This is a genomic window from Eionea flava, from assembly GCF_055393785.1.
The window spans coordinates 910,987-926,835 of record NZ_AP036018.1 but is presented as its reverse complement, the minus strand read 5'-3'; the positions used below and the strand labels follow the sequence as shown (position 1 = coordinate 926,835).

Annotated in this window: 17 protein-coding genes; 13 read left to right on the top strand and 4 right to left on the bottom strand. The window is 43.4% G+C overall.

Annotation, left to right across the window (positions count from 1 at the left end):
• Positions 1 to 191 precede the first annotated feature (191 nt).
• The gene (locus ACZ5O6_RS04225; protein ID WP_447090983.1) at positions 192 to 1,295 is read right to left on the bottom strand and encodes a zinc ABC transporter substrate-binding protein; all 1,104 of its coding nucleotides are present in this window, start codon (positions 1,293 to 1,295) and stop codon (positions 192 to 194) included.
• 329 nt (positions 1,296 to 1,624) lie between these two features.
• Between ACZ5O6_RS04225 and ACZ5O6_RS04220 the strand changes: the two genes are divergently transcribed.
• The 11 genes from ACZ5O6_RS04220 (at position 1,625) to ACZ5O6_RS04170 (ending at position 9,632) form a co-directional block, all read left to right on the top strand.
• Positions 1,625 to 2,341: an ATP-binding cassette domain-containing protein gene (locus tag ACZ5O6_RS04220; protein WP_447090984.1), complete on the top strand. Its 717-nt coding sequence runs from the start codon at positions 1,625 to 1,627 to the stop codon at positions 2,339 to 2,341.
• 5 nt (positions 2,342 to 2,346) lie between these two features.
• Positions 2,347 to 3,180: a metal ABC transporter permease gene (locus tag ACZ5O6_RS04215; RefSeq protein WP_447090985.1), complete on the top strand. Its 834-nt coding sequence runs from the start codon at positions 2,347 to 2,349 to the stop codon at positions 3,178 to 3,180.
• Between the two features lie 76 nt (positions 3,181 to 3,256).
• Entirely contained in the window at positions 3,257 to 3,682 is a 426-nt protein-coding gene (locus ACZ5O6_RS04210; protein ID WP_447090986.1) for a heavy metal-responsive transcriptional regulator, read from the top strand.
• Between the two features lie 78 nt (positions 3,683 to 3,760).
• On the top strand, positions 3,761 to 4,114 hold the full coding sequence (locus ACZ5O6_RS04205; protein ID WP_447090987.1) for a hypothetical protein: 354 nt from the start codon (positions 3,761 to 3,763) through the stop codon (positions 4,112 to 4,114).
• Between the two features lie 107 nt (positions 4,115 to 4,221).
• The gene (locus ACZ5O6_RS04200) at positions 4,222 to 4,776 is read left to right on the top strand and encodes a DUF411 domain-containing protein (protein WP_464283542.1); all 555 of its coding nucleotides are present in this window, start codon (positions 4,222 to 4,224) and stop codon (positions 4,774 to 4,776) included.
• Positions 4,776 to 6,734, top strand: a complete 1,959-nt coding sequence (locus ACZ5O6_RS04195) for a copper resistance system multicopper oxidase (RefSeq protein WP_447090989.1) — start codon at positions 4,776 to 4,778, stop codon at positions 6,732 to 6,734. The genes ACZ5O6_RS04200 and ACZ5O6_RS04195 overlap by 1 nt, the downstream gene beginning before the upstream one ends.
• Positions 6,734 to 7,495, top strand: a complete 762-nt coding sequence (locus tag ACZ5O6_RS04190) for a copper resistance protein B (RefSeq protein WP_447090990.1) — start codon at positions 6,734 to 6,736, stop codon at positions 7,493 to 7,495. The genes ACZ5O6_RS04195 and ACZ5O6_RS04190 overlap by 1 nt, the downstream gene beginning before the upstream one ends.
• A 32-nt stretch (positions 7,496 to 7,527) precedes the next feature.
• On the top strand, positions 7,528 to 7,842 hold the full coding sequence (locus ACZ5O6_RS04185; protein WP_447090991.1) for a hypothetical protein: 315 nt from the start codon (positions 7,528 to 7,530) through the stop codon (positions 7,840 to 7,842).
• Between the two features lie 209 nt (positions 7,843 to 8,051).
• Positions 8,052 to 8,600: a c-type cytochrome gene (locus ACZ5O6_RS04180; RefSeq protein ID WP_447090992.1), complete on the top strand. Its 549-nt coding sequence runs from the start codon at positions 8,052 to 8,054 to the stop codon at positions 8,598 to 8,600.
• Between the two features lie 22 nt (positions 8,601 to 8,622).
• The gene (locus ACZ5O6_RS04175) at positions 8,623 to 9,351 is read left to right on the top strand and encodes a MauE/DoxX family redox-associated membrane protein (protein WP_447090993.1); all 729 of its coding nucleotides are present in this window, start codon (positions 8,623 to 8,625) and stop codon (positions 9,349 to 9,351) included.
• A gap of 53 nt (positions 9,352 to 9,404) precedes the next feature.
• Complete coding sequence (locus tag ACZ5O6_RS04170; RefSeq protein WP_447090994.1) at positions 9,405 to 9,632, top strand: hypothetical protein; 228 nt, start codon at positions 9,405 to 9,407, stop codon at positions 9,630 to 9,632.
• Between the two features lie 59 nt (positions 9,633 to 9,691).
• Here ACZ5O6_RS04170 and ACZ5O6_RS04165 read toward each other — a convergent pair whose 3' ends face one another.
• The 3 genes from ACZ5O6_RS04165 to ACZ5O6_RS04155 form a co-directional block, all read right to left on the bottom strand.
• A complete protein-coding gene (locus ACZ5O6_RS04165; RefSeq protein ID WP_447090995.1) occupies positions 9,692 to 10,732 on the bottom strand; it encodes a CobW family GTP-binding protein in 1,041 nt (346 codons plus the stop codon).
• Positions 10,733 to 10,840: 108 nt separating this feature from the next.
• Entirely contained in the window at positions 10,841 to 11,725 is an 885-nt protein-coding gene (locus ACZ5O6_RS04160; protein WP_447090996.1) for a M14 family zinc carboxypeptidase, read from the bottom strand.
• A 332-nt stretch (positions 11,726 to 12,057) separates the two neighbouring features.
• Positions 12,058 to 13,404, bottom strand: a complete 1,347-nt coding sequence (locus ACZ5O6_RS04155) for a dihydroorotase (RefSeq protein WP_447090997.1) — start codon at positions 13,402 to 13,404, stop codon at positions 12,058 to 12,060.
• 89 nt (positions 13,405 to 13,493) lie between these two features.
• On the opposite strand from ACZ5O6_RS04155, the gene ACZ5O6_RS04150 reads away from it, so the two are divergent.
• The gene (locus ACZ5O6_RS04150) at positions 13,494 to 13,889 is read left to right on the top strand and encodes a Fur family transcriptional regulator (protein ID WP_447090998.1); all 396 of its coding nucleotides are present in this window, start codon (positions 13,494 to 13,496) and stop codon (positions 13,887 to 13,889) included.
• Between the two features lie 36 nt (positions 13,890 to 13,925).
• Positions 13,926 to 15,386, top strand: coding sequence for a peptidoglycan DD-metalloendopeptidase family protein (locus tag ACZ5O6_RS04145; RefSeq protein WP_447090999.1), 1,461 nt, complete (start codon positions 13,926 to 13,928; stop codon positions 15,384 to 15,386).
• The last annotated feature ends 463 nt before the right edge of the window (positions 15,387 to 15,849 follow it).

Here is a 15,849-nt window from a genome sequence, read left to right as displayed (position 1 = left end):
AAGATAGAGATAAAGATAGAGATAAAGATAGAGGTGGAGACTTCAGGCCTCAGTCAAAATACGCCGTCAATACTCCATGTAGGCTCAACGCCAGCATCCATACTGGGATATTTTTGCCTAAAGACCTGACATTTATACTTTAAAAGGTAACGCTAAAAAGCGTTTATCGGCGCTACCTTTTATGGATTCGTTTACTGGCACTCGCTCAAACTATTAACCATACCTTCAATCAACGCTTGATAATGGCCAGTACCCTCAGCGATACGAGCGCCTAAAGGATCCATCACACCAATGGTGGAAACGGTAGTACCTTCAAAAACCGTGTTAACCATACCCGAATTATATTGAGGCTCGGTAAACACACAAGTCACGCCTAAACGCTTAACGGTATCACGAATCTCTTTAATACGCGCCGGGCTTGGCGCTTGTGCATGACCTAATGAAATAGAGCCTGTGGCTGCAATACCAAATCGTTTTTCAAAATACTGATAAGCGTCATGAAACACGATAAATTTAGGCTGATTAAGAGCATCCACTTTAGCGCCTGTGGACTGAATCAACACGTTCAATGAAGCGATGGTTTTTTCTGCATTACGACTATAAATAGACGCATTATCAGGGTCATGTTTTGATAATGCACCACTAATGTGTTGTACCCAACGCTTAGCGTTTTCAGGATCTAACCACGCGTGCGGATCACTACCTTCGTGATCATGATGATCGTCGTGCTCACCTTCTTCGTGTTTACTATGATGACCTTCTTTATGCTCGTCGTGATGATCTTCTTTTTTATTATCATGATGCGCATCTTTATGATGCTCATCGTTGTGATGTTCACCTGATTCTTCATGCTTATCATCATGATGGCCTTCTTCATGATGCTCTTCACCGTGATCTTCTTCACCACCGTGATCTTCTTCACCATGGTCATGAGATTCAAACGTTGCGCCTTCGCGATAGCCATGAGTGATGGTATCTTCAAGGGCTAATATTTCTACTTTTTGTGCCGAACCCGCCACATTGTGTATCGCTTTTTCTAACCAAGGTGTGTAACTTTCGCCCATCCAAAAAACAAGATCTGCATTTGCCAATGCCTTCGCTTCGGAGGGACGCAATGTGTAGTGGTGAGGCGAAGCTTCTGCGGGGATAAGTAATGTAGGCTGGCCCACACCCTGCATGACTTGGCTAACTAATGAATGTAGAGGTGCAATATCGGTGGCAACCGTAGGTGCCGCAAAAGTGTTGCCTGACAACCCGAGTGCGCACGCAATAGAAATGAAAAACTGATAACGCATTAGGCGCTCCTGTAAAAGTGGTAGAATAGTTATAATTGTTAATGCTAAACAGATACGTAACGTATTTATGGAAGCCCCATTAAGCTTTTTCGTCATACCAGACTTAATCTGGTATCTCTATAACACAAGTGTTTACTCAATTCCGGTTGTCAGTGGAATGGCTGGTATAGCGGTTTATTAAGCAAAATATAATCTGGGGTATTAAATAGAAAACACAACAATAGTTATGTTATAACATAACTATTGTTTCGCAACAAACAAAACACGCCATTTAAATGATAACTATTCATATTATGGCAACCCATCAAAGATCAACATCAGGTATCACTATGTTAATTGAATGCGACAAGATGTCGGTTCATCTGGGCAAGCGAAAAGTATTAAGTAACATCAACTTATCCGTCAACCCCAAAGAGATCGTCACTATTCTTGGCCCTAATGGCTCAGGTAAAACGACGCTATTCAAAACCTTAATTGGCGCAATCACTCCAAGCACGGGCACAGTGAAGAAAAAGTCAGGTCTACGTATTGGGTATGTACCTCAGCGCCTGCACATTGATGAAACACTCCCCATGACCGTCAAGCGTTTTATGAATTTACCCAGCGGCCACTCACCAAGTACCGTGGCCGACGCACTGGCTCATGCTGGGGCATCCGGTTTGGATAAACAACAAATTATGGATTTGTCTGGTGGTCAGTTTCAGCGCGTACTATTAGCTCGGGCACTACTAGGCAACCCTGATTTATTATTACTGGATGAAGCGACACAAGGCTTGGATCACCGCGGTTCTGCTGACTTTTATCGACAGATAGCCAGCGTACGAAAAAATTTAGGCTGCGCCATTATTATGATTAGCCATGAGCTTCACGTAGTAATGCGACAAACAGATCGTGTCATTTGCTTGAATGGCCACATCTGCTGCCAAGGTAAACCAGAAACCGTTAGCGGCTCCCCTGAATACCATGCACTATTCGGCCTCGACAAAGACAGTGAAGCGGCACTTTATCTTCACCAAGGTCACCACTCTTATACACATATCCGGTAACACTCATGTTTGATGATTTTTTAGTACGAGCAATGCTCGCCAGCGTTGGTGTTGCGATAGCCGCTGCGCCTTTAGGTTGCTTTGTTATTTGGCGACGAATGGCTTACTTTGGTGACGCAACAGCTCATGCCGCTGTATTAGGTATCGCACTATCACTCGCATTATCAACGCCTATATTTGCCGGTGTGCTTATTGCCTGTTTATTAATGGCCATTATGGTGTCTAGCTTAAGCGGTCGAGGTTTTGCGATGGACACAATGCTAGGTGTTGCCTCCCATTCTTCATTGGCGATTGGTTTAGTGGCGGTGTCCTTTTTATCAGGGATACGCATCGATTTAATGTCGTACTTGTTCGGTGATATTTTGGCCGTTGGCTACACCGACCTTGTCGTGATATGGAGTGGAGCCTTGACGGTACTTGGCCTCATTGTATGGCGCTGGTCTGGTTTATTACTATCAACATTAAACTCGGACTTAGCGCTGGCCAGTGGCTTTAAGCCCAAACAAGAACAACTGATATTAACTATTGCGCTTGCTATTGTGGTTGCCGTTGCGATTAAGGTCGTTGGTGTTTTACTGATTGCCGCTATGTTGATAGTACCCGCGGCAACTGCCCGTGCGTTTAGCCCGACTCCCGAAGCGATGGCAATTATTGCTGCTTGCCTAGGCGCTTTTTGCGGCTTATCCGGTTTGCAAACCTCTTATTTATTAAACACACCCACAGGGCCAACCATCGTTTGCGTTAGCGCCTTCTTATTTATTATCACGCATGTAGGGTATCGATTATTACCTTCGCTACTCTCAAGCCGAGCGAGCAAAAGAGATGAGGCAGGCCATTAACTGCGTCTATCACTCGTAGACTAATTATACGTCTACCGTCAGCGCACCTATTTAGGGTACAGGCATACAATAAATAATGACAGAAATGAAAAAAATTGGGCAGGTCGCAAAAGAACTATCTCTCAACGTAGATACTCTGCGCTACTACGAAAAAATTCAGTTGTTAGGGGTTATTAAACGCACAGACACAGGAATCCGCCTTTATAGTAATAATGATGTCACACGAATTGTTTTTATTAAGGAAGCTCAAAAAGCCGGCTTCAGCTTAGAAGAGATAAGACAGCTATTATCCTTTAGAAATAACCCTAAAGTTAGCAAGCCTAGCGTAAGATCGCTCGTAGCTAAAAAATATCAAGTTATTGAGCAGCGTATTACAGAGCTTCAAGCCTTAAAAAAGGAGTTTTCCAGGCTAACCGCGCTATGCCTAGAGAGCGAAGGCGATTGCCCTATCCTTAAAAAATTTGAGTGCCCAACAGGCTCATCGACAAATAAAAAAGATTGACTCTAGAGCCAACTCTAGGTATTTAATGTGTACAAAATACTAAAAGCAAAATAAGTAAGTAGACACTGAACCTATTGCATGAAAAAACGACAGCTCACCACCATGTTGTTGATTTGGCTGTTTAGTCAACAACTACTCGCAGCCGTATGGTCAACTCCCCCTGCAAATATCGATTGCATCAATGACAGCCAAAACGATTGTTTTTCGGCTATTACTCATATGGGGCATATCATGCCTAGTAATAGCGACTCTTCATCATCAGGCATATCAATGATGTGTGATCATTGCAGTACCGTCTGCCAGACTTTGCTTATCTCTCATCACCTACTAGGACTTATACAAGAAACACATTCAACATCTAATACACCATTTATTGACACGCCTATTAATGCCCTCCCCAGTACGCTTTATCGCCCACCCATTTCTGCATAAGCTAGGACAAGTCCGCCTGCTGGTTGGCTAATTAGCCTCAGAAAGCGTTTTATATCCCCAATAACCTTATTAATGTAAAAGCTGAGCAACTGGCTTTAGGAGTCATCATGCGAGTATATGTACATCAAACATCTATACCCCTAGCAATATTGCCTAACAACACAAGTCAAATATGGATAATAAGCATAATGGTAGCGCTGTTATGCCTCTATGCATCAGCGGCCATGGCTGACACAACCACAGACCCGGCAACATCAAAATCAATGATGGTATATAAAAGCCCTAGCTGTGGTTGCTGCCTTGCGTGGATGGAACATGTAAACGAAGCAGGTTTTACTACAACGGTTCAACATCCCAAAGATCTCAATACTATCAAGCAAAGCTTAGGCATATCCCCCGCTTATCAAGCCTGCCATACCGCCACATGGAAAAATTATGTGTTTGAAGGTCATATTCCTGCCGATGTTATTCAACACTTTTTGACTAACAAACCCCGTAATGCGCTCGGATTGGCTGTTGCAGGCATGCCAATGGGCAGCCCTGGTATGGATACGAATAGACCCTATCGTGCTTATCAGGTTCTACAGCTAAACCAAGACGGGAGTAGCACACCATATGCCAACGTCTCGGCCAATAACACGACTTATTTGGAGAAAAAATAATGAAGACAAAACCCATACTCACATCTCCTCAGCTTTCACGTCGTCGCTTTGTTACGGGTATGGCAATGGGTACGGCTGCTTTGGGGCTTGGCTTGCATTCAAGCCTGTCACTGAGCAATGCGATAAGCAATAGCGGCGTGAAACGCTTGCCACCACAAGTGTTAAGAGGGAAGCAATTCGATCTCAATATTGCTTATCAAGCGGTCAATATGACAGGTAAGGAAAGAACGGCAACAACGGTGAATGGCTCCTTGCCTGCACCCACCCTGCGCTGGAAAGAAGGCGAGACCGTGACTTTGCGAGTGAAAAACCACCTCGCCCACGATAGCTCCATTCACTGGCACGGGATGATTCTACCGTCCAATATGGATGGTGTACCGGGCTTAAGTTTTGCAGGCATTAAACCCGGTGATACTTATGAGTACCAATTTGAAGTGAATCAAAGTGGTACCTATTGGTATCACAGCCATTCTGGTTTTCAGGAGCAAACAGGCGTTTATGGTGCAATAGTGATTGACCCTAAAGAGCCTGACCCTGTTGCTTACGATCGCGATCATGTCGTCGTATTATCAGATTGGAGCGACGAAACGCCTGAAAACATTTATGCCAAACTTAAAAAAATGAGCCACTACTATAACCGCAGAGAAAGAACAGTGGGCGACTTATGGCGAGACATTAAAGAAAAGGGCGTGAGCAATACGTGGAATGAACGCAGCATGTGGAATCAAATGCGCATGAGTGAAACCGACATCGCGGATGTCACTGGCGAGACTTACACCTTCTTAATGAATGGAATGACTCCAGAGGATGGTTGGAAAGCCTTATTTAAACGCGGCGAAAAGGTTCGCTTACGTTTTGTAAATGCTGCTGCCATGACTATATTTGATGTGCGTATTCCCGGCTTAAAAATGACAGTCGTAGCAAGCGACGGGCAAAACATAGAACCTGTGAGTATTGATGAGTTCCGTATTGGGGTCGCTGAAACCTACGATGTTATCGTCGAGCCTGATGGCGATAGTGCCTATACGATTTTTGCCCAAAGTATCGACCGTACGGGATTTACTCGTGGTGTTCTCACCTCTGATGCATCACTAGAAGCCGATATTCCTGCTATGGATTATGCGCCGACCTTGGATCATAGTGATATGGGCATGTCTATGGCAAGTATGGATCATGGCGCGCACGCTGGGCATGGCGGTATGGCTGCCACTAGCACTGCTGTGGTAATGGATCACAGCACGATGGATCATAGCAGCATGAATCACGAAGCTATGAATAACAACACCATGGATCACAGCCAAATGGATCACGGCACACTACATAATGGAACAATGCACAGCGGAACAGGTGAGATAGACCACAGTGCAATGGATCATAGTATGAACCATGGTGGTAGCCAACTAGGCAAAGCGGGTTATGGAACCAATAGCGAAATCGCTCATGCTAAAACAGAATTTGGCCCACACGTGGATATGCGGGCAGAAATTATGCAAAACGGTATCAATGATCCCGGCGTGGGTTTACGTGATCATCAACAACGTTATGGCCGTAAAGTATTAACTTACGCCGACATTAGAAACCTCACTCCCACCATTGATAACCGTGAACCAGAACGTGAAATTCAGCTGCATTTAACGGGTAATATGCGTCGCTATATGTGGTCAATGAATGGTATTAGGTTTGCTGATGCCGAGCCCTTGGCCCTCAAGTATGGTGAGCGTGTTCGCATTGTTTTAGTGAATGACACGATGATGACACACCCCATTCATTTACATGGCGTATGGAGTGAGCTTGAAACAGGTGAACCCAACTACATCCCACGCAAACACACCATCATGGTTCACCCTGGCTCTAGTGTGAGTTATTTAGTAACCGCCGATACCAAAGGTAAATGGGCGTATCACTGTCATTTGCTCTACCACATGCCCGGCATGATGCGGGAGGTATGGATAAGCTAATGAATATTTTAATCAAACAACAGACCAAAAAATCCATGGCGGTACATATGAAAACACTCACGCTATTCACTTCGTGGTTGTTAGCAGCCGCATTAATAACAATCGGGCAATCAGCATTGGCAGGCGCAAAAGATGATCCCTTATTGTTTATGCTCACTGTTGATCAACTCGAAACTCGTAGTGGTGACGAAGACCCAGATGTACTAGAAGCACAGGCGTGGATTGGCTATGACATCAATAAATTGTGGTTGAAAACCGAAATAGAGCGCGTTGACGGTACTAACGAAAGTGCTGAATTACAACTGCTATACGGTAGAGCGGTATCACCTTTTTGGGATTTTCAGATAGGCATTAAACGAGACTTCGATCCTCAACCAGAACGCAATTGGGCGGTTATTGGTTTTCAAGGCTTGTCGCCTTATTACGTTGAGATTGATACGGCGTTATTTATTGGGGAGTCCAGTAGAAGCGCTTTTCGTTTTGAAGCAGAATACGAGCAAATGTTAACGCAACGCTTAGTATTGATTCCCGAGTTGGAGTTAAATTTTTTTGGGCAGGATGATCCAGCTACGGAGATCGGCTCTGGTTTTGCCAATTCAGAATTTAGCTTGCGTTTAGCCTATGAAATTCGTCGTGAATTTGCACCCTACATCGGCGTCAACTGGGAAGCTAAACATGGCGAAACTAAACGTGTTGCGAAACAACATGGTAAAAATACCGAAGACACTCAATTTGTCATCGGTGTTAAAGCATGGTTTTAATATCAACAAATACACTTTTTGGAGAATACATTATGAAATTTTTATCTGCTCGTCGAATTATTATTACCACTGGTATCGCGCTTTTAAGCAGCAACTATGCCATTGCGCACTCACCAGAATTACATAGAAAAGAAAATGCCGAAAAGCCTAACTGTGAGGCCATGAAAAATATGGATCATGGAAAAATGGATATGAGTGACCCCGTAATACAAGCGATGATAAAACAATGCATGACGAAAAATCATAACGACGATACACATAAGGGGATGAATGGGCATCACGATAAAAAGGAAGAGAATCATGGTAATGAGAGCCATGACGATGATGTAAAAAAATCGCATCAATAGATGCGTTTGATCACACAATCAATTCGATAAAAATAATAGGCGGTAACATTTTCTGTTTTATTATTTTTACATCAATCATTCATTTATATTGATGGGATAAGAAAAACATAGCATGAGGTCTTTCGTCATGAGTATTTGACGATTACTGGCGGTACCTGCCATTATCATTGCATTATCTGACAACATACAACACAAAGGGGCTAATAATAATGCTTAATTATCTCAAACATACCCTAATCACGGTATTTATTGCAATTATTCTCGCCATCGCGTTTATTTATTCTGGTGTATATCCTATCGGTGCAGACAATAAACATCATGCGCTTACGTTCTGGATGCTAGAGACCTTACGCACAAAATCTATTGCTCGTGCTGCAAAAGATATTGATGTGCCACCACTCAAAGACGCTCAACTCTTGTTATCGGGTGGCGCCGATTATAATGATATGTGTGCAGGTTGCCATTTAACGCCAGGGCAAATAGAAAACGATATGACGTTAGGTCTATATCCTGCACCACCTAACCTAACATTAACAGCTGATAAGCACGACCATGATCACGGCGAAGGCTCCCACGATGATCCCAATGTTATCGCTCGACAACAATTTTGGGTTGTCAAACATGGCATTATGGCATCGGGAATGGCTGCGTTTGGCCCCACACATAGTGATGAACGCATCTGGGCAATGGTCGCTTTTTTGCAAAAACTACCCGAGTTAACCCCACAACAATATCAAATTATTACAGCGCGACAATAAGCATTAGCGCAAGGAAAACAGCATGTCAAAAAAAGCCACGCTCTATCGTATGGCCAGTCGTCAGCATATATGCCCTTTTGGTATAAAAGCTAAAGACCTTTTGCAGCGCAACGGTCTTGAAGTGAATGATTGTTTATTATCCTCACGCGAAGCCACTGATACCTTTAAAGCAAAACATGGCGTAAAAACAACGCCACAAATTTTTATTGATAACCAACGCATTGGTGGTTATGACGATTTACGCGTTTATCTTAAGTTGCCAGTAGTGAATAAAAATAAAGTTACATATCGACCCGTTATCGCTATTTTTTTAGTCAGTTTTTTAATGGCTATAGGTCTTCATTACAGCGTGCTAGGCTCGATTATTAGCTTAACAGCGATAAAATGGTTTGCAGCCATTGCGATGTGCGTACTGGCAATACAAAAATTACGCGACTTAGAGGCGTTTACTAATCAATTTATTACTTATGATTTGCTCGGCATGCGAGTGGTAAGATATGCGTATATTTATCCATTCGCAGAAGCCTTTGTTGGCTTAGGTATGCTGTCCTCCTTATCATCCTCAATCGTATCACCTGTGGCATTATTTATTGGGGGTATCGGGGCTATTTCTGTTATCAAAGCCGTGTACATAGATAAACGCGAATTAACATGTGCTTGTGTTGGCGGCAATAGTAATGTGCCACTAGGTTTTGTGTCTTTAACAGAGAATATTGCAATGCTTGCCATGGGCATTGGGTTACTTATTTAAAGCTAGGCGTTTTTACAACAATCTAGCCAGATAGAAAAATAGAATATTTATTAATGAACGGAGGAGGCTTTTATGCTCCAAAATTTTCAACCATACTCAAAGATCACCTATGTGCCATTATCGGCTTAGAGTTAATGTTGAGCGGCTTACTCGAAATGACTCCCGATGTTTTAGCTCATACTGTGATTGTGAGTGACAAAAGATACATTCAAGAAACTAAAGAAGTTCATGCAATTCCCTTTATTTACCTTGGCGCAGAGCACATGATGACATGGGTATGACCACTTACTTTTTTGTTGGGTGTCATTTTTTATATGGAAATGTGGGTATGCCCCCTCTACTATCTAATCGAACTAACACTAGTAGAACTAATAAAGGGAGCGAGGCAGGCCATTAACTGCGCCTCCCATTGCTCATCGATATGTGAGTGAATAATTTCTATTCGACTCTCTTCACAGTGGCTTAGCGTATTTTCGGTCAGGCTTTCCGCCGTCAGGTTGTAACTCAACATACCCTTATTAGTGATAAACACCGCTTTCATTCGCTCTGCATTAATGCTGTTTAAAAATATCGATAACTTTTCACCATCAAAACGCTGCTCAGGTGAAAAACGCCAGCCAATACTATAAAAACCCTCACCTTGATTGATCGCTTTCAGGTAGCCACATTCGGGGATAGGTTCATCAGATAATAACGGCTTACTCTCTGCAGCATGGTGATGATGATGGTGGTGATGTTCAGCCGTTGCTGTTGTTTTATTCGATAAGTTAAGGCTATGCAAATCACCGTGCTGAGAAAAAACGACCGTCGCCTTCTCTGAACCATACTGTTTTACATAAGTCGCTAACTGCGCCTTTTCATCACCTTGATATAAATCTTGCTTATTACCGACGACGACATCAGCAATGGCAATTTGCTCATTAAAGGTCTCATGTTCTGTATAACGACGATCGGATAATTTGCGCGCATCCACTAAAGTTACAATCGTGTGCAAGGCAAGTACTGACGCATAAGCGTCGGCACTGAGTGTTTGCAGCACTTCTTTTGGATGCCCCAATCCCGTCGGTTCAATCAGTAGGCGATCGGGCTTTGCATAGGTTAATAATTGATTGAGAGCCACTTGCATCGGCAAACCCGCAGCGCAACACATACAGCCACCCGGCACTTCTCGAATAAAAACGCCCTGCTCTTGCGTGTACTGGCCCTCTAATAAGCTGCCATCAATACCAATTTCACCAAACTCATTAACGAGTACCGCCCAGCGCTCGTTCTTCGGCTTATGCTTAAGTAGATGTAAAATCGCCGAACTTTTTCCGGCACCCAAAAAACCGGTAATGATATTCGTCGGGATCGCGGAAAATATATGTTTATCAGCATCCATTAGTGAGTGATAGCCTTCGTTGTATTGTAAATATGAAAATAAAAAATAAAGAGCAGAGAAAAGTACCGTAAAAGTGCGAACAATAATAAAGCACTAACTCGAATGAGATTACTTCATTTTTGCTGATCGTTGCTTGGGGACTTCTCTTTTCAACCAACGCACTAGGTCTGTCCACATACGGCTGATTTCATATTGCGATGGCATAGTACCGGCAGACGCAAGCTCTATCGTCACCACAGGGATACCCAAATCTACACCTGCATAATTACCCAAAGAACCGGGGTAAGTACCCAACCGCCATAATTTTAATGCACCTAATTGTTTAGGCGCGGTTTGCGGGCCGTCGTAGTCTACTAAGCCATAAGGCGCATGAACAGCAATAATGACATCGGGCTGAAACGCTTGGATAGCATCAACCAACCACTGTGTTTCTGGCTCACTATTCGCATAAGGACCCGGATAACGGCGAGGATTTTTATCCGTGCGCTTATCCCAATAACGCAACGCTAAATCATTCCAATCTTTTGATGGCAGGTTGCGATTAAGATCCACCCCATTACCATTTTGTCGTTGCGCACGCCCTACCCTCAAAAGACCGTCAGGGTTTAACAGCGGCGTCACCTTCCAATGAAATAAGCCAGAGTGATGTTCATTTAAAATATCCATCCATTTAAACACAATAGATACCGTAGAATACTCATCCCCATGAACACCACCCACTAACAGTACTCGCCCCAAAGGATATCGAGCAACTAAAGGCGGATATATTTTATGGGTGATCAATCGCTGCTGATGAGAACGCTGCCCGTTACTCCTCAATTGTTGCTGCAAACAATCTCTCACCGACACACTACCCAACTGATTACCGATTTCATAGCAGAGGTCATCGACAGAAGGTAACTTAGCATCGGCATAAAGCGGAACAGATATTAACGCAATAGAGACAATAAAAACCAAAGGAGTCAACAAGGAATTATAAATAAATGCATACATAAAATAGCTCTTAACAAGTCATGCCGAAAAATACGAAATTTAGTAGGCGCTTGTATTATAGGGGTAGCGGATCAAGTCCCATAACTGTCCGGAATAATATCCCAGCCGTCATACCTGCGAAAGCAGGTATCTCTAATTGCAATTGACTGATGGTGCTACATGATATAAAAACCACTATTTTATGGGTATTTCTCAGTTCTTGACTCAGTCACGCGACTATTCAGCGGGATTTTAGATACCTGCTTTCGCAGGTATGACGATCGTTTAAACATTACGTTTCTATTCAGTAATAATCTGCGTTTTATTGACTAGTTCAGCATTAGCTTTTCATTTTATTCTGGACGATTAAAGTCCAATCGCTGTGCTGGCGTGGCGGCGTTATCCATAAGCTGCTGACCATCAAATACTTGTTGCCCATTCACCCATGTACTATCGATACGCGATGAAAAAGTATGATTATGAAATGGCGTCCAACCGCAATGGTAACGAGTATTATCATGGCTAACAGCGGTCGTTTGGTTTAAATCAACCAGCACTAAATCGGCATAATACCCTTCACGAATATAACCTCGCTCATTAACGGCATAACGAATCGCGGGGTTATGTGCCGTTTTCTCAACGACTTGCTCTAGACTCAGGCGCTTATATTTAACGTGATCTAACAAACTCAATAATGCATGTTCAACCAGCGGTAAACCCGCAGGTGCTTGGTTATAGTCGACTTGCTTTTCATTTAAGGTATGAGGTGCATGATCCGTTGCGATAATATCAATTGTCTGATTATGCAGCGCCTGTATGAGTGCATCACGGTCACTGGATGATTTTATCGACGGGTTACACTTAATAAAATTGCCTAAGCGCGCATAATCTTCATTACAAAACCAAAGATGATGCACACAAGCCTCTGCCGTAATATGTTTATTTTCAATCGGGCCAGCTTCAAACAAGCTCAATTCTTTCTCTGTAGTGATATGCAAAACATGAAGTTGACTGCGATATTTTTTTGCTAAACCCACTGCATAAGATGAAGAGGCAAAGCACGCTTCAGTATCACGTATCACTGGATGATCGGCTATCGTCGGCGGTCTTAATGCACGTATCTTTTCGAGATTGCTGGCGATAACGGGGCCGCTTTCGCAATGGGTCACAATCAGCGCAGGACTTTCACGAAAAATCGCATCGAGCGCTTGAGGATGCTCAACCAACAAGTCGCCCGTAGACGCTCCCATAAACACCTTAACACCGCAATGTTTTTTAGGGTCTAAGCGTTGTATCTGTTCAAGGTTATCTTCCGTTGCGCCCAAGTAAAACCCATAATTGGCGATTGACGATTGTTCTGCAATGGCATACTTTTTTTCTAAAGCTTCAATCGATGTAGTCGCTGGGTTTACATTCGGCATTTCCATATAACTGGTTATACCACCGGCCACCGCCGCGCGAGATTCACTCGCGATCGTCCCTTTATGGGTTAAGCCCGGCTCACGAAAATGAACTTGATCGTCGATCATACCGGGTAATAAATACTTTCCTTGAGCATCAATAACCGTCTCTTCCGGTAGTGCCGTGATATCCTTACCAATTTTATCGATGCGCTGATTTTTAATTCTAATATCTGCCTCGACAATACGCCCTTCGTTCACCATTTGCGCATGTTTAATTAATGTGTACGATTGGGGCATAGAACAAACCTATATTGGTGATTGAGACCTTAATGATAATTCACTATCATTAAGGTCTCAAGCATTATTACAGCGAGAAGCAACAACCAATGCACCAACAACGTCACACCAAGCAACGAGAAGTCATTGAAGCGATGCTCAAACAGGCCGAACGCCCTCTCTTACCCAAAGAGCTGTTAGCCCACGCCCAACAGTCATTACCCAAGCTAGGTATTGCGACAGTTTTTCGTACATTGAAAAAAATGGTGGATGAAGGCGTTGCAAACACCGTGTGTTTGCCCGGCGACAGCACTCGCTACGAGCGCGCTGACCTTGATCATCACCACCATTTTAAATGCCAAACCTGCGAATCTGTTTTTGAGATCAACGGCTGTCCCGGGCATTTAGAGCAGCTACTCCCCAAAGGTTTTCATATGACCAACCATGAAATCACTTTATTTGGCTACTGCGCTGGTTGCGCTGGTTGCGCTGCCGATCACGTATAATTACTCACTTTTACCGCCGAGATTCGATAACGCATCATGCCTTCAAAGAAGCACACTCTTTTTATTCCCTATAAACACATCGCCACTATTATTGCGCTCTTAATTATTCTCATAGCCTTCGGACTATACACACCAGAAGATGAAGACATAACGCAAACCCGCCAAACGATTGAATTAACGCTCCCTTTACATAGCAGTAAAATCAATGGCAGTAAAATCAGTGGCAATAAAACCAGCGACGATAAAATTGCTAATACACAAACAGAAACCTCTACAGACAACACGCTAACCAACAGCACTCGTACAGAACCCGTTGAGCCAACAGCTAACACCCCTACCGTAACGCCAGATATAGTATCAGCACCAGAACCAGAACCAGAACCAGAACCAGAACCAGAACCAGAAAAACAAGAGGATAAAGTCGTTATCCGCTCAGGTGATATTCTCAGCGTTATCTTCGATCAATACGATTTAGGGCAAACGACTCTACGACATATTTTAAGCGCCGATGAATCTTTACTGGCACTCGAAACACTTCGCCCCGGGCAAGCGCTCTATTTTCGTTACGACAAAGAAACACAAACACTCAAAGAAATGGAACTGTATAAACACGCGGGCCATCGTATTATTTATCGACGCATTGCAGATAATGCTTTTGAATACGAGACCATTCGTCGAGAGGGAATATGGGAAAGTAAACGCGTAGGTGGAGAAGTGGAAAATACTTTTTATTTATCCGCGCAGCGCGCAGGCATGACCGAAATAGAAGCCGCTACAGTAACGCGAATTTTTCGAGAGCAACTCAACTTTTCCCGCTCGATGCGCAAAGGAGACAAGTTTCAAATTATACGTGGCATACAAACCATTGACGGCAAACCTACCGGCCAAACACGTATTGAAAGTGCGCGAATACAACGACGCGCTTATGAACACACCGCTTTTTTATTCGATGATGGCCGCTATTACGATAAAAAAGGCAAAAGCCTAGCACGCGCCTTTACCCGCACCCCACTCGCCAAACGCTACCGAATTAGTTCGCGCTTTAATCCAAGAAGAGTTCACCCAGTAACCGGACGCGTATCGCCCCATAATGGTACCGACTTTGCCACACCCACTGGCACCAAAGTGCTCTCGACCGGTGACGGCGTAGTGACCCGCGTTGGCAACCACCCTTTTGCTGGCCGCTATATCGATATAAAACATGGCGGACAATACAAAACGCGCTATCTACATTTGCATAAAGTACTCGTGCGCCGAGGAGAGTCTATTACCCGCGGCCAAACCATCGCCCTATCCGGCAACACCGGCCGCTCCACCGGCCCCCATCTTCATTTTGAACTCCATATCCACGGCCGCCCCGTCGACCCCATGAAAGCAAAAATTCCACTCGCACAATCCGTCGCCAAAAAACATAAAAGCGCGTTTGATAAAAAGGTGAAGGAGCAGACAAAGCTACTAGATCAGCAAGAAGAAATAGCCCTTAGTAATAATGGATAAGCTAACCACGTTGGGTTTCTCAAATACTCTACACTCGCATCACTAAAGCGCTTATCCGTTAATCGATCACATTCCTGCTGAGTCACACTCTCATTTAACATAAAAATCATCGTATTATTTGCTAAGCAAGACGCCAACAGAAATGAAAACGTTAACATTAAAATGATATGGCATAATCCAATACTATCTGTTCCTACAGCCTGTTATCTTCTGTTATAGTCAATGCTTACCTAGTAATGGCACGCCAACACCCCTATTTGAAAATAAATAAAAAGAAAGAGTTGGCGCGAAATAAAACATTTCAACGTGTGTTTTTTTGTTTAAAAAAAGTAAAAACAGCTACCACTCAATACAAAGTCAGCAACTCGTACTTTTCAAAAAAAGAATATAACTCTCATTTATCGCAAGAATCTGTTTTACTGTGCTTTTTTATTGCTAGTGTTATATGAGAGAGCTTGTGATG